Annotated in this window: 12 protein-coding genes and 1 tRNA gene; 9 read left to right on the forward strand and 4 right to left on the reverse strand. The window is 42.9% G+C overall.

Annotated elements, in window-relative coordinates; genetic code table 11:
* Window positions 1–63 precede the first annotated feature (63 nt).
* Together ACTXGF_RS18075 and ACTXGF_RS18080 are read right to left on the reverse strand one after the other, a co-directional pair.
* Window positions 64–139 (reverse strand) — tRNA-Asn (locus ACTXGF_RS18075).
* A 256-nt stretch (window positions 140–395) separates the two neighbouring features.
* A complete protein-coding gene (locus tag ACTXGF_RS18080; protein WP_347163404.1) occupies window positions 396–1,598 on the reverse strand; it encodes a pyridoxal phosphate-dependent aminotransferase in 1,203 nt (400 codons plus the stop codon).
* 542 nt (window positions 1,599–2,140) lie between these two features.
* Between ACTXGF_RS18080 and ACTXGF_RS18085 the strand changes: the two genes are divergently transcribed.
* From ACTXGF_RS18085 to ACTXGF_RS18100, 4 genes are all read left to right on the forward strand, one after another.
* A complete protein-coding gene (locus ACTXGF_RS18085; RefSeq protein WP_443533854.1) occupies window positions 2,141–2,878 on the forward strand; it encodes an SDR family NAD(P)-dependent oxidoreductase in 738 nt (245 codons plus the stop codon).
* A gap of 62 nt (window positions 2,879–2,940) precedes the next feature.
* Complete coding sequence (locus tag ACTXGF_RS18090) at window positions 2,941–4,677, forward strand: NAD(P)/FAD-dependent oxidoreductase (protein WP_443533852.1); 1,737 nt, start codon at window positions 2,941–2,943, stop codon at window positions 4,675–4,677.
* 84 nt (window positions 4,678–4,761) lie between these two features.
* Window positions 4,762–5,790, forward strand: a complete 1,029-nt coding sequence (locus ACTXGF_RS18095; protein ID WP_443533851.1) for a DUF1365 domain-containing protein — start codon at window positions 4,762–4,764, stop codon at window positions 5,788–5,790.
* Between the two features lie 147 nt (window positions 5,791–5,937).
* Window positions 5,938–7,392 (forward strand): class I SAM-dependent methyltransferase, encoded by a 1,455-nt coding sequence (locus ACTXGF_RS18100; RefSeq protein WP_443533850.1) that lies wholly within the window; start codon window positions 5,938–5,940, stop codon window positions 7,390–7,392.
* Between the two features lie 101 nt (window positions 7,393–7,493).
* On the opposite strand, the gene ACTXGF_RS18105 is transcribed toward ACTXGF_RS18100, so the two are convergent.
* Window positions 7,494–8,666 carry an MFS transporter gene (locus ACTXGF_RS18105; RefSeq protein WP_191113921.1) on the reverse strand — a complete coding sequence of 391 codons (1,173 nt, stop codon included), beginning with the start codon at window positions 8,664–8,666 and terminating at the stop codon, window positions 7,494–7,496.
* A 105-nt stretch (window positions 8,667–8,771) separates the two neighbouring features.
* Between ACTXGF_RS18105 and ACTXGF_RS18110 the strand changes: the two genes are divergently transcribed.
* The 4 genes from ACTXGF_RS18110 to ACTXGF_RS18125 all read left to right on the forward strand — a co-directional run bounded on the left by ACTXGF_RS18110 (window position 8,772) and on the right by ACTXGF_RS18125 (window position 12,115).
* On the forward strand, window positions 8,772–9,677 hold the full coding sequence (locus tag ACTXGF_RS18110) for a LysR family transcriptional regulator (RefSeq protein WP_443533847.1): 906 nt from the start codon (window positions 8,772–8,774) through the stop codon (window positions 9,675–9,677).
* A 39-nt stretch (window positions 9,678–9,716) separates the two neighbouring features.
* Window positions 9,717–10,127, forward strand: coding sequence for a DUF2177 family protein (locus tag ACTXGF_RS18115; protein ID WP_057760908.1), 411 nt, complete (start codon window positions 9,717–9,719; stop codon window positions 10,125–10,127).
* Between the two features lie 151 nt (window positions 10,128–10,278).
* Window positions 10,279–10,839 (forward strand): acyl-CoA thioesterase, encoded by a 561-nt coding sequence (locus tag ACTXGF_RS18120; protein WP_443533845.1) that lies wholly within the window; start codon window positions 10,279–10,281, stop codon window positions 10,837–10,839.
* A 187-nt stretch (window positions 10,840–11,026) separates the two neighbouring features.
* Window positions 11,027–12,115 carry a cation diffusion facilitator family transporter gene (locus ACTXGF_RS18125; protein ID WP_443533843.1) on the forward strand — a complete coding sequence of 363 codons (1,089 nt, stop codon included), beginning with the start codon at window positions 11,027–11,029 and terminating at the stop codon, window positions 12,113–12,115.
* Between the two features lie 157 nt (window positions 12,116–12,272).
* Here ACTXGF_RS18125 and dps read toward each other — a convergent pair whose 3' ends face one another.
* Window positions 12,273–12,755 carry a DNA starvation/stationary phase protection protein Dps gene (dps, locus tag ACTXGF_RS18130; RefSeq protein ID WP_114700342.1) on the reverse strand — a complete coding sequence of 161 codons (483 nt, stop codon included), beginning with the start codon at window positions 12,753–12,755 and terminating at the stop codon, window positions 12,273–12,275.
* A 501-nt stretch (window positions 12,756–13,256) separates the two neighbouring features.
* Here dps and uvrB point away from each other — a divergent pair.
* A complete protein-coding gene (gene uvrB / locus ACTXGF_RS18135) occupies window positions 13,257–15,368 on the forward strand; it encodes an excinuclease ABC subunit UvrB (protein ID WP_101206411.1) in 2,112 nt (703 codons plus the stop codon).
* Window positions 15,369–15,579 lie beyond the last annotated feature (211 nt).

Below are 15,579 nucleotides of genomic sequence, written 5' to 3' on the forward strand. Positions count from 1 at the left end.
TGAGGGTTTTGGCAAATGCCATAATTGAATCAAAGTTGACTCAAGAAATTTACTACTAAAATGTGGCTCTCCAACCTGGGCTCGAACCAGGGACACACGGATTAACAGTCCGTTGCTCTACCAACTGAGCTATTGGAGAATAGGCTGTAAGTGTTTAATCGCTTACAACGAGCCTTAGAAGTCTCTAACGAGTTCTTGCTAAGTGGGGCGTATTCTAGCAAAGTTAAAAAATACGTCAAGCCTTTTTTTGCATAATTAGTAAAAATTGTCATTTTAATGATGAGATAGCGTGTTTTTCCTAGTTATGCCCAAGACACTCGCAAAAAAAGACGCCCTATAGAGTGTATAGGGCGTCTTTTTTATGAACAGCGGTAAGACTCGTTGCTATTTACGATTTATTCAGCAATGTCCAAATCAGCCACTGCTTTTTCGATACGTGATAGGGCATCTTTTAGCGTCGCTTCATCAGTAGCGTACGAGATACGCATATAGCCGCCAAGACCGAACGCATCGCCAGGTACGACTGCCACGCCTACTTTGTCCAATAACCATGCTGAGAATTCAGTACATGATGACAGGCCAGCTGCTTTGATGAGCGGTACGATATTTGGATACACATAGAATGCGCCATCAGGACGCAAGCAAGTAATGCCTTTGATGGCATTTAGACCATCTACGACTAGGTCACAGCGTTTCTCAAAAGCGGCTACCATCGGCTCTAGTACGCTCTGATCACCACTGATAGCAACTTCGGCAGCTACTTGGCTGATTGATGTTGGGCATGAAGTAGACTGTGACTGTACCTTTTTCATCGCGCCGATTAGCTTAGCAGGGCCACCCGCATAGCCGATACGCCAGCCAGTCATCGCATACGCTTTAGACACACCGTTCAAGATGATGGCGCGATCTTTTAGCTCAGGTGCCGCATTTAAGATATTGTAGAACTTATCGCCTGTCCAGCGAATGTGCTCGTACATATCGTCTGAAGCTACATAGACTTGTGGATGCTTTTTCAATACTTCAGCGATGGCCTTTAGCTCATCTAACGTATAAATCATACCCGTTGGGTTAGATGGGCTGTTTAATACCAAGAGTTTAGTCTTGTCAGTGATCGCTTCTTCTAGCTGCTCAGGAGTAATTTTGAAATCTTGCTCAGCTGGGCATTTGACGATGACTGGCACGCCTTCTGCGATGATAACCATGTCAGGATAGCTGACCCAGTATGGCGCTGGAATGATGACTTCGTCGCCAGGATTGATAAATGCTTGGGCAAGGTTAAAGAATGACTGCTTACCACCGACTGATACTAGGATTTCGTTTGGCTCATAGCTGATGTCGTTGTCGCGCTTAAATTTTTCAATGATGGCTGTTTTTAGCTCTGGCGTACCATCGACAGCCGTATATTTAGTAAAGCCATCATTGATTGCATCGATTGCTGCTTTTTTGATGTGTTCAGGGGTATCAAAATCAGGTTCACCAGCGCCCAAACCGATGATATCTTTACCAGCTGCTTTTAGTTCTTTGGCTTTATTGGTAATCGCTAGCGTAGGTGATGGTTGGATGTTGTTGACGCGGTCAGACAGTTGCAACTCGCTCATGAGAGATCCTTTTTTATATGAGGGTGGGGTTGGTGGAAATCTGATATTAATTATATAACGTTTTCATTGCTATCAGGACAAGATGTCAGACAGTTTAAGAAAAGATAGCGTCATCTTACCGTGATACGGCGCTCATGCGGTTATAGATGATGCTTCGGCAAACGACGCGATTGCTAGTTTTTGCATTGTAGCATGCTGATATTGAGCTGTCTTACGACGCTAGTAACAGAATATTGTGTCGTTGCTTGTGATAGCAGGGTATTTGTGAAAATGACAAATAAAACGCTGAGATTAAGCTTAAGCCCATATGATTGCGAAGACACAACAATAAACCTGTAGCCGACCACTATAATTATTTAGATTTATTAAATAAAATGGCCTATAGCTTAATAAAATGCGACCAATGATATCTGCCAAGAATAACGATAATAGATAGCTGTTATCAAAGGTTTGATTTTTTATTAAGCAATCAGTTCAAGAGCACTAATTCCATATTATGAAAATACTTAAAAAGATAAGAATACTCAAAAAGGATATTTACGATGACAGATTCTACTGAAAAATTATATATTCTCATTACTGGGGCGACGTCAGGCATTGGTAAGCAGTTGGCAAAAGACTATCTGCTAGCGGATCATCATGTATATGCAGTTGGCCGTGACGACGAAGCGTTGGCTGAGCTTAAAGCGTTAGGCGCAGAAACGATTGATTTAGACCTCATGGATCGAGAAAAGGTCATCGAAGCTTTTGAAAAAATCGACAATGTCGATCTAGCAATTTGCGGTGCTGGCATGTGCGAGTACTTAGATATGCCGAACTTTGATAGCAGTGTCTTTATGAAAGTCATGTCGGTCAATATGGGTACGTTGTCCCATGCGATCGAAGGAGTGCTGCCAAAGCTAATCGCTTCAAAAGGTCGCTTGGTCGGTATCGGTTCAGCGTCTGCTTATGTGCCTTTTGCGCGCGCTGAAGCCTATGGTAGCTCAAAAGCTGCTATCCATTATCTAATGAAGACTCTACAGATTAGCCTTGCTCCGCATGATGTGTCAGTTAGCTTAGTTGTACCTGGTTTTGTTGAGACACCGATGACCAAACAGAATGACTTTCCGATGCCATTTATCCAGACGCCAGCGCAGGCAAGTCAAGCCATACGTGACGGTATCGAAAGCGGGCATGAGGTGATTGAGTTCCCAAAGAAACTAACTATGCCTTTAAAAGCATTGGGCACGTTGCCTGATTTGGTCTGGCAGCAAGTTAGTGAAAAACTTAATAAAAAATAATCTACTATCAGTAGAACTCTCAGCCATCATATCGACAGAAAAATACAGAAGGGAATGCTTTTATGCCGTTTACTCGTTTCAAGCGTGCAAGTAACCAAAAGATTGCTACCGATGCTACAACAGATTCTGACCATCAGACTACCCCAAAACGTATTGCTATCATCGGCTCAGGTGTGTCAGGACTGACATGCGCTCATTATCTAGGTACGCAACATGATGTGACGGTATTTGAAGCCAATGATTATATCGGCGGGCATGTAAATACGATTGATGTGGCACTACAAGACGGTAAAAAAGCAAAGAGCAGCAATGTAGAGAGTAGTGCGATAGATACAGGGTTTATTGTTTTTAACGAGCGTACATACCCGAACTTCTTTCGTTTGCTTCATGAGTTGCAGGTGCCGTTTCAGGCAACGGATATGAGCTTTTCTGTCAAAAATACTGCACGTCATTTTGAATACAATGGTCATACGCTCAATACTTTATTGTCACAACGTAAAAATGTACTTAATCCAAAATTCTGGCAATTTATCAAAGATATCTTACAGTTTAACAAGCATATCAAACAACTACGCCAAGATTACGACAGCGCACGCTCTCAAGGACAAGATCTCAGTAGCTTTGCAATACAAACACTTGGCGGTTATTTGACGCAAAAGGAATACGGTCAGCTATTTACCGATAATTATCTATTGCCAATGGTCTCGGCCATTTGGTCAACCAGTCTAGATGAAGTGCAAGAATTTCCTTTGGTTTTTTTTGCACAATTCTTTGACAACCACGGGTTGCTCGACGTGGTCAATCGTCCGCAGTGGTTTACGATAAAAGGCGGTTCAAAACAGTATGTCAATAAACTGATTCCACGCTTTATCAAGGCGGGTGGCAAAATACGAGTCAATAGTCCAGTACAGTCTGTAGTTCGTGATGGTGAGCAAGTAATTTTGACGGTGAAGAATGCTTTAACAGTGCAGGATAAAGGTAACGCTGACAACCGTAGCGAAAATTTTGTATTCGATGAGGTTATTTTTGCTTGTCATGCAGATACTGCATTAAAGATTTTAAAGGATGCGAGTACCGATGAATCTGAGGTACTAAGTCATTTCTGCTTTACCAAAAACACGGCTGTATTGCACACTGATATCAGTGTTTTACCTAAGAAACCACTGGCATGGGCAAGCTGGAATTACTTAATAGATGAGACAGTTTCAGGCAATGCTAAGGATGAGCAAGCGGTTGGAAACGCACAGATACCCACAAAGCCAGTGCTGACTTATCACATGAATATCCTGCAACGCTTGACCAAAAAACACAATTATTTGGTCACCCTAAATCCAGCTGTAAACAATAAAAGCGTCGATGATAAGCAGATAATTAAAAGCATCGATTACAGTCATCCAGTGTTTGATCTTGCGATGATTGATGCGCAAACTAAATGGTCGAGTATCTCTGGTAACGGTTCGCACACGCATTTCTGCGGAGCCTATTGGTTTAATGGTTTTCATGAAGATGGCGTACGCAGTGGATTACGCGTCTGTCGGGCGCTTGGTCTTGATATTGATATAAAAGACGAGGTTGACCCAGCTCATTTACCTGACGCTGATAGTGCGCATACGCCGTTTCGTTATAAAGACTTGCCTATAAAAGCGGATACCAAATTACGTAGGCTGAATAAGCGCGAAGTAACCACAGCGACGATCAATCAGGAACTGGTCGAGTATGCTAATCGTTTACAGAGTTCAACTGCTGATACGAGCCAATATAAGAAACGTGGCTTATTCGGTCGCCGTAAAACCAAATAATATGACGATTAATGCCGTTATGTATTCTAAGTGTTTTGAAAGATTCGCCATACGAAAAGCACACCGTTACATAAGAGACTATTTATGACCACGTCCGCTCAAGATACCAATGATACGCCAAATCATGAGTCTTCTTATGATACCAATGCATTGCCACATCAGCTGTTTGAGGGTACGACATGGCACAGTCGGCTGCTACCTAGTGTAAATAAATTCGTTTACCCTTATCGCTATTGGGGCATCAATATTAGCGCGCTTGCGAAAGGGCAAGAACTTTCTGAAATTAGTACGGCGTCATTTGATAAGAGTAAGGTTTTAGAAAAATTACCATTACGTAAAGTATTGCCGAAAAAGCTACTAGCAAAAGGTCTGCCTCTATTTTCAGCAAAGAAAAAGGCGCTACAACGATTCTGTCCTGATGACTATCTACAGCATACTGACCTACAAAATACCAATAGCCTAAGCGATGCTAAAAAATTTAATAGTAATGTAAAGTCTATTCAAGCACTAGAAAAACGTCTAAGCCAAGCATTTGAAAAACATGCAGGAAGCGCGCCTGAAGGCGATATATTGGGATTACTTGTCTGCCGTAATGCGGGCATGTACTTTAGCCCAGTTAATTTTTACTTAGGATTTGATGCGCAGCAGACGCCAACTCATCTACTGGCTGAAGTGTCTAATACGCCATGGGACAAGCGTCATTACTACGGGTTTTCGTTAGAAGGAGAGGATACTGAGTTCTGTCATGACAAGGACTTTCACGTATCACCTTTTAACCCTATCGATCAGCTTTACCGCTGGCAGGTAACGGTAAAACGTACAAAAACAGACGATCAACCTAACGCTGGATTACAGGTACGTATCGCTATCAATATCAGTGATGAGCGCGGTGAAGTTTTAAAAACTGGCATAAAGATATCAGGGGTGCCAATGACAGAAGAGGCTGTTCGTCATAGCTTGCGAAAAAACCCTCTGATGAATATGACATCATTAACCCGTATTTATTGGCATGCGTTTAAGCTATATGCGATAAAAAAAGTGCCGTATATCAACTACGATGAAAAATTGGCCGACAGTCAACAGAAAGGCGGACATCAGAAAAGTAGACAGTAGAAAAGCAGCCAGTAGAAAAGTAATAGTCAAAAAAGATGCCTTATAGTTACAGCAATTTTTAAATATCAACAATCCAAAAATTTTGTCAATGTACTACTGAAAATGAACCACTAGAAAACAAAGCATTTAAACAAGGATAAATACACGATGCCAGCACGACCGACCGATCGAGCACCAGTGACAAAACTAGAAAAATTAACTGCTCGTGTGAGTAAAGTAGTTAATGAAAGCGCGGTACTACAGCCAGTCAGTAATGGTGTGAATCACTTAGCTAGAAAGCTTATCTTTCGTGCGTTACAGCACGTTCAGTTTGGTAGCCTCACGCTGATTGAAACATTCGATGAGCAGGAACCTAAGACAAGTAGTTTTGGTAAAGTAGCTACTAATGACGCTAGTAGCTCGGCAGTTGGTCGCCATTCGCTACATGTGACGCTACAAATTCATGATAGCGCTGTTTATCGTCAGCTATTACTTGGTGGCTCTATCGCGCTAGCAGACAGTTATATCGATGGTGAGTGGGATACGGATGATCTAACAGGTTTGATTCGTTTGGCGGCTCGTAACTTAGCCGTACTCAATAAACTAGAGAATCGTTTTGCAGGTATTAGTAAAGCATTTGAAAAAGCGAAGCATCAGCTACGTAGCAATGACAAATCTGGCTCCAAATCCAATATCCTAGCGCATTATGATTTGGGCAACGATATGTATGAGCGGTTTTTGGACGATACCATGATGTACTCATCAGCAGTCTATCCTACGCCTGACGTGACGCTTAGCGATGCGCAACAGCACAAACTGTCGCTCATATGCCAACGTTTACAGCTTAGTGCTGATGATAATGTGATTGAAATTGGTACAGGGTGGGGCGGTTTTGCTATCTTTGCGGCCAAGCACTACGGCTGCCATGTGACCACCACGACTATCTCTGACGCGCAATATGACGAGGCGCAACGAAGAGTCGAAGCGGCAGGATTGTCTGACAAAATCACACTGCTCAAACAAGATTACCGCGAGCTGACAGGTCAATATGACAAGCTAGTCAGTATCGAGATGATTGAAGCGGTGGGGCATGAGTATTTACCGACTTTCTTTGCCAAGTGTAATAGTTTACTCAAGCCGACGGGTCTCATGGTATTGCAGGCCATCACTTTTAATGATCAAAATTATCAAGACTATATCGATTCGGTTGATTTTATACAAACGCATATCTTCCCAGGTGGTTGTCTGCTCTCAAACCAAGAGCTGACGACACAATTTACTGAGCAGACTGATATGGTCGTCAAACAATTGCATGATTATGGCTTTGATTATGCGTACACACTGCGCGACTGGCGTGCTGCATTTATGGCGCAGCGTGCAGAGATTCAAGCGCTTGGCTATGACGATGCCTTTATCCGCCTATGGGAGTTTTACTTCTGCTATTGCGAAGGTGGCTTTTTGGAGCGCACGATCGGTGTGGTACAAGTTACTGCGGTAAAGCCTAATAATATCGATACGCTGCATTTTTCTGATCTGCCATCTGCCGTCTTAAATCATAAAACGGTTTTGAACGATGAGACAGCCTTTAGTAAAGAAGATAGAACAGACACCGCGTCGATATAAGTCTGATGATATAGATATGGTTTGTTCGTAACGTTCATAGGGTCTCATACTGCATGAACAGTTTGAGACCCATGTATTGAAGGGTTGTATATTGAAAAGTTCTACGATGCTTGCAGGGCACGCTTATCACGCAGACCTGAATAGCGTGTGACCGCTAATGCCATTAAAGAGATGACAGCGCCGATCCAAGCTGTATCTTGCAACGACATATTTTCGACCACGCTACCACCGATGATTGAGCCTAATGCAATACCGATATTAAATGCAGCAATGTTCAATCCAGAAGCGACATCGACAGCGTTCGGTGTATATTTTTCAGCTTGCTTGACCACATAGATTTGTAGGCCTGGTACATTACCAAAGGCGAAAGCACCCCATACCAAAATAGTCAGCACAGCAGCAATCTTGGATTGCATAGTAAAGGTGAACAATAAAAGAATGACACTTAAGGCGCTAAATATAATGCTAAGCGCACTAATAGGGCCACGTTTATCTGCAAGTTTTCCGCCCCAAATATTGCCGATCGCAACGGACACGCCATATACGAGCATGATAAGACCAATGGCTGATGGTGCAAATTTGGTCTGCTGCTCTAAGATAGGTGCTAGGTAGGTAAATGCCGTAAACGTACCGCCATAGCCAAGGATAGTCATGAGATAAACCAGCAGTAATTGTGGTTTTACAATGACTTGTAATTGCTCTTTGAACGTTGCAGGGATAGATTTTTTTAGGTTTTTTGGTACCAATATGGCGCTACCAATTAAAGCGATTAAACCCAGTACTGAGACGACTAGAAACGTAGCGCGCCAGCCAAAATGCTGTCCAATCCATGTGCCAAGGGGTACGCCAGTGACGAGCGCCACGGTAAGCCCAGTAAACATAATGGCAATTGCGCTGGCTTCTTTTTCTTTACTGACGAGACTGGTAGCAATCATGGAACCAATAGAGAAAAACACACCATGCGCCAGACCGGTCAGTATACGGGCGAGTATCAAGGTTTCATAACTGGGTGCTTGCCAAGCCAGCAAGTTGCCGATGACAAACAGACCCATTAGGCTCATCAGTACTATTTTTCGATTCCAGCGGCCAGTGAGTGCAGTAAGTATAGGGGCACCGATGGCAACGCCGACAGCATATAGGCTGACGAGCAACCCTGCTGAAGGTAAGCTAACGCCCAGATCAGCGGCAATAGTTGGTACCAATCCAACGATGACAAATTCGGTTGTCCCAATTGCAAATGCGCTTAGAGTAAGCGCCCATAAAGCGAGTGGCATAACGACATCCTAATAATTAAATGATGCGCGTAGTTTGACCGATTTATAGTTTGCAAAAAACAGCATAAATGACAAAATACCTTTGTCGATTTTGTAAAGGTAATCATGATGATGGGACATGCTAAAACAGAAGATATAGAGATATTTTTGACGGTAGTAGACACGGGCAGCTTTACTGGCGCTGCCAACTTACTGAATCAGCAGGTTGCCAAAGTATCTCGTGCTGTGTCCAGACTCGAAGATACGCTGCAATGCACGCTCCTAAATAGAACGACACGACGTTTGGAGCTGACGGAGGAGGGGCATGTCTTTATTAGATATGCGCGTGAGAGTTTAAATACTCTATATACCGGTGAAGAGGCGCTTAAGCTGTTAAAACAAGCACCAAGTGGGCATCTAAGAATTGACGCCGCGAGCCCGTTTGTCTTTCATCAACTGACGCCTTTGGTTGGTGATTTTGTGGCGCAATATCCACACATCACTCTCGACCTTACCTCGCATGACAATATTATTGATTTGCTTGAGCACAAAACGGATCTGGCTATCAGAATTGGCGACTTAAAAGACTCAAATTTGCATGCGCGTCTATTAGGTAAAAGTAAGCTGCGGCTAGTAGCCAGTCCTGAATACTTACACCAGCATAATGAAGTGACTCATATTGATAATTTGAACGTTGATGATTTGAGCACTCATAAATTAATTGGCTTTAACGATGCGTCAAAACTAAATAGCTGGCCACTAAAAACTCCAGTTAAACTGAATTTTCATATGACTGGCAGTAGCGGCGAGACCTTGCGTCAGCTATGTTTGAATCACCAGGGTATCGCTTTACTGTCACACTTTATGATTGGTGAAGACTTGGAGTCTGGCAGATTGGTTGAAGTATTGCCTGAGGCGATAGTCAGACCAAACAACCGTGAAGCCATACAGGCGGTCTATTACAAAAACAGTGCCGTATCTTCACGTATTCTGGCATTTTTAGATTTCGTTCAACCAAGACTAACACTATAAATTTTATCCGTTTTTATTCATTTTATAAGAGGTAATATCATGGGTTACGTTTTTATTTATCTCGCTGCTGTGGTTATCTTTTTGGGTGTCGATGCTGTATGGCTGACGACCATGAAAGGCGCCTTTTATGAGTCGCGTATCGGGCATCTATTGGCTGATGAGCCAAACATGATGGCGGCTGGCGTGTTCTATATGTTCTATATATTGGCACTTTGTATCTTGGTTCTATATCCGCAAATCAAAGCTGGCGCATCCGTTGGTCATATCTTCTTACTTGGCGGGCTAATTGGCTTGATGGCTTATGGCACATACGACTTTACCAATTTGGCACTGTATAAGGGCTTTACGCTAGATACAGCGCTCGTTGACTTTGTATGGGGTGGTATTTTGACCGGTTCAGTGAGCGCCATAGTGGCATGGCTTGCGTATCGCTTCCATTGGTTGAGCTAGCGCTTACATCTTGGCCTATATAACGCTGTTTAAATAGCCCCAATTTACACAATTTAGACTGTCTAATGACAGAGGTCTGTTTGTGCTATACGGCGACCTGCTGTATAAATGGTAGGCATAATAAATAAGTGTCAAACCATTAAGGAATATTATGCCGCAATACAATACCAGCTCCACTGCCAAAAAAGCCCCATTAAACCATGAGCTATACATGTCAGTACTTATGACGCCTGATATGGCGAATTTCATTGGCAATGTGCATGGTGGGGATTTGCTCAAGATGCTTGATCAGGTCGCTTATGCTTGTGCCAGTCGCTATAGTGGTAACTATGTGGTGACATTGTCTGTCGATCAAGTAATGTTCCGTGAGCCGATATATGTGGGCGAGTTGGTTACTTTTGCAGCCAGTGTCAATTATGTTGGTAACACCTCAATGGAAGTAGGTATCCGCGTCGAAGCAGAAGATGTACGTGGTCGTACCGTCCGTCATACCAACAGTTGTTACTTTACGATGGTGGCTATCGATGACAATGGCAAACCAACCTCCGCACCGCCACTCGATATCAAAAACAAGATGCAGCAATGTCGAGCTGATGCAGCTAAAGAGCGAAAGAAGCTGCGTATGGAAAGCTCGCATCGTCCTAGTTGCGACTTCGAAGAGATTAACAAGCAGTTTGACGAGAACGAAGAAAATGCTGAGGTAGGAAAATAGCCTAAGTTATTTAAAGCTATCTAAAATTTTATAAAGTTATTTAGTTTTATTGAATTAATAATTCATACAACGACTCACTAAAAAGACACTGAGATTGTAGAGCGCTTATTTTAAGCTGATGTATGTTTCAAGCCATTTATCTACGGCAAAAATTCTACTATCAATACGTTATTTCAGTGAGTCTAGCATGAGTCTAAAGCCATCTATTGCTAATCCCCAGCGCCATTTACCAGTCACTCCTAAGGCGCAAACACCTCGCGCGCGTGGGGCAGGTAATCCTAAAATTCCAAGTGACCCTGAACTAAAACATACCCTTAATCAAAGCCCTGAAACCAATGATGAGCACTCAGGCTCACTGATCACTGTGTTGATTGCGGTCGGGGCCAATCTGGTTATTGCAATCGCAAAAACTGTTGCCGCCTTTATGACAGGCTCAGCCTCTATGATTGCAGAAGCAGCTCACTCATGGGCAGATGCTGGCAATGGTACATTGCTCATCGTCGCAGAAAAAAAGTCCATCAAACCTGCTGATAAAAGCCATCCGTTAGGCTATGGCAAAGAGTCTTATGTTTGGTCGATGATTGCTGCCTTCGGGGTATTTACGGCAGGCTCGATTGTCTCTATCTATACTGGTATTAAGGAATGGAACGCTACTGAATCTGAGACTAATTATACGATTGGCTTTATCGTATTGGCAGTGGCGTTTGTGCTAGAAGGGATCTCATTGGTTCAGGCATACAGACAAAGCAAAAAGCATGGTGAAGCGCTCGATATCAGTGCACTTGGCTATGTCGTAGATACGTCTAACCCAACGTTGCGCGGTGTATTCTTTGAAGATTTAGCAGCAGTTATCGGTTTGGTGATTGCCGCTGCTGCTATGGGTATGCACGCTTATACGGGCGAACCATATTGGGATGCGTTAGGGTCTATTATCGTCGGTCTACTATTGGGCGTCGTCGCGATATTCTTGATTAGTCGTAACCGAGATTTCTTGGTCGGGCATAGAGTTACTGACCGTATGCACGAATACGTTTTGAGCGAGCTGCTAAATCATCCAGATATCGATAGCGTGTCCTATCTGCACCTAGAGTGGGTTGGCCCAAAAAAGATATTTATGGTGGCGGCAGTAGATATCGCAGGCAATCAAAAAGAAGAGCATATCGCACAGAAGTTTGAAGAGATTGAAAATCTATTTAGAGGTAACCCAGTCTTTCAAGAGGCTATTCTGACACTGTCAGAACCTAACGCTGAGCTGCTAAGTTTAGAGAATATTTGATTTAGAGGTGTCGTAGATTGGACGTGTGGTAGAGGAATCCTGTTGAATGCTTTTAAGTAAGCTTTCTAAATTCAAGAACCCAGACACAAAAAAGCCGTCAACTATGACGGCTTTTTCTATAACTCTAGTACTTAGTAATTGTTTAACTTAAACGATACTATTTTTTCGGTGCGTTTGCGCCAATGAACCATGCATCTTTATCGATGATACGGCTAGCTTCTGTAAATAAGTCAGCGGTGTCTTCATCACCTGCGTCGCCAGCAGTAGCAATCGCTTCACGCAATGTCTCTGCGACTTTTTTATAACGGCTAGTTAGTTCACGAACATGCTGATCTACTTCAGTGATATCGGTTGGGTAGTCATCTAGAATAGACTCTTTGACTACGCGACTTGCTAAACCATTCGGTTGGCCACCTAGGATTACAATACGCTCTGCGATAGTATCTGATACTTCAAGGATACGATCTGATGTCTCATCTAGTAATTGATGCACACCGATAAAGCCAGTGCCTTGTAGATTCCAATGGCACTGTTTGCCATCTAAGGTTAAATCGATAACGTTTGCTAGGTTAGCGTTTAGCAAATCAATCATTTTTTTCGCAGTTTCGTCTGAAATACCACTTGCGTAACGTTCTCTCATATTTTACTCCGTCATTTATTTAAAATTATTATATTGAATGAAAGTTCAATGTGTCTTTATTGGTTTTCTATTCTTTATTGGTTTTCTATTCGATGACAATTAAGTTAAAGCCAACAATACGAATTGCTATAAATCTATCCATTCATTAGTACTGATCATTAATACTTGAAAGTCATCAACTTGTTAATTCAAGAACGATAATAGCAGCTTAACTCAGTGTTGGAACCCTTGAGTGTTAGGTTTTGTTGAGTAGTCGTGTAACGAGGTTGTTAACCATGAAAAGCTTTGTAAATTTATTGAATACTGTGTGCATTTTTTATAACGATGTAAGTTTTATCCGCTACTATTAAGCATTAACTTTTGATAAACCGTACATTTATACACTCATGTTTTTGGGCAGCGAGACAGTGTTTTAACTACAGGATGATACTCCTTATTCTCCTTTAAAAACCGCTGCTCAGACCCCATATTGTTATAAACCTTAAGAAGAAGAAAGCCATTATGCGAATGCCTGAACCGCGCTCATCGCGTCAGTTAAATCAATTGGCCACTCAGCTCCAAGGCGAAGCTGAAATTAGTGGTGTTAATGCGTCAGGGACGCAAATATCAAGCCGTGCCTTTGAGATGGTTACTGATTTTGAACCAGCAGGCGACCAGCCGCAAGCCATCAAAAAGCTAGTTAACGGTATTAATTCGGACATGGACGAGCAGTTGCTATTGGGTGTGACTGGTTCTGGTAAGACCTATACCATGGCGAAGGTCATCGCTGAAACTCAACGTCCGACCATTATTATGGCGCACAATAAAACGCTAGCGGCTCAGCTATATGGTGAGTTCAAATCGTTCTTCCCTAATAATGCGGTCGAATATTTCGTCAGCTATTATGATTATTATCAGCCAGAAGCGTATGTCGCAGCGAGTGATACCTTTATCGAAAAAGACAGCGCCATCAATGATCATATTGATCAGATGCGCCTGTCAGCCACGCGTGCATTATTAGAGCGTCGTGATGCGATTATTGTCGCTTCGGTATCCTGTATCTATGGTTTGGGTGATCCAGAAAGCTATCTAAAAATGCTACTGCATGTCGTTGTGGGCGATAACATCGATCGTACAGCGACTATCAAGCGTTTGGTTGAGATGCAGTACACGCGTAATGAGCTAGATTTTGGCCGTGGTACGTATCGCTTGCGTGGAGAGCTGTTAGATATCTATCCTGCTGAGTCTGAGCAGCTAGCGGTACGTGTGCATTTATTTGATAATGAGGTCGAGAAGATTACGTGGTTTGATCCTTTGACGGGTAAGACAGTACGCAGCGTGCCACGTATTACCATTTATCCAAAGTCGCACTATGTGACGCCGCGCAATAAGCTAGAAGCTGCTAGCCACACGATTCGTGCTGAGTTAGAGCCGCGTTTAGAGTACTTCCGTGATAACAATAAGTTGATTGAAGCACAGCGTCTCAAAGAGCGTACCCAGTATGACTTGGAGATGATTCAGCAGCTTGGTTACTGTAACGGTATCGAAAACTACTCACAGCATCTCTCTGGGCGTCCATCAGGGGAAGCGCCGCCGACGTTGTTTGATTATATTCCAGAAGATGCCTTGTTGTTCCTTGATGAGTCACATGTAACGGTTTCGCAGATTGGCGCGATGTATAAAGGCGATAGATCGCGCAAAGAAAACTTGGTCAATTATGGTTTTAGATTACCCAGTGCGATGAATAACCGCCCAATGAAGTTTGAAGAGTGGGAGCGTATCAAGCCCAAAACCATTTATGTCAGTGCTACGCCAGCATTGTATGAGCTTGAACATAGCGAGCAAGTCGTAGAGCAGGTCGTCCGTCCGACGGGTCTGATTGATCCTGAGATTGAGATACGTCCTGTCTTGACGCAAGTTGACGATGTGTTATCAGAGATTACCAAACGCCGTGAAAAGGACGAGCGTGTACTGATTACCACATTGACCAAGCGTATGTCAGAAGATCTGACCAGTTACCTCAAAGAGTATGATGTAAAGGTCGCCTATCTACATTCGGACATCGATACTGTTGAGCGTATGCAGATTATCCATGAGCTCCGTACTGGCGTGCATGATGTGTTGGTCGGTATCAACTTATTACGCGAAGGCTTGGATATGCCTGAGGTATCACTGGTAGCGATATTTGATGCTGATAAAGAAGGCTTTTTGCGTTCAGAACGTTCGCTGATTCAGACCATTGGTCGTGCAGCGCGTCATTTGAATGGTAAAGCCATTCTCTATGCTGATCGCATTACGCCAAGTATGCAAAAGGCAATAGATGAGACGGATCGTCGCCGTGATAAGCAGATTGCCTTTAACCTTGAGCATAACATCACGCCAAAAGGTGCTCGTCGTAGTATCACGGATAAGATTGATACGGGTGAAAGCTTGGATGCCAATGATAATCAAGCTATCCCAGTTAAGAGTAACTTGCCAGATGTGGATATCAATATCTTGCGTAGTCCTGATCTGCTTGCCAAAGAAATCAAACGATTAGAGAAGCAAATGCAGCAGATGTCGCGTGATTTGAAGTTTGAAGAAGCAGCAAAAACGCGTGACAAAGTGCTGGAGTTAAAAGCACATTTAATCTGATAGCGTGGGTTAAATACTGAGGTTAAAAAGAGGCTAAATAATAGTGAAGGTGAGGTGCTTTTCGAGTACCTCACTTTTTTGTGGTTTATTCAATATCGGAATGTGCAGAATGCTTGTAATACTGCGCATTGCCACTTACCATATCCGCATAAACCTCACCATCCATATAATATTTCAAAAATTTAAGTCAAATGCGAATAAGCCGAGTACG

The sequence above is a fragment of the Psychrobacter sp. 1Y6 genome, from assembly GCF_052258385.2.
Classification (GTDB): domain Bacteria; phylum Pseudomonadota; class Gammaproteobacteria; order Pseudomonadales; family Moraxellaceae; genus Psychrobacter.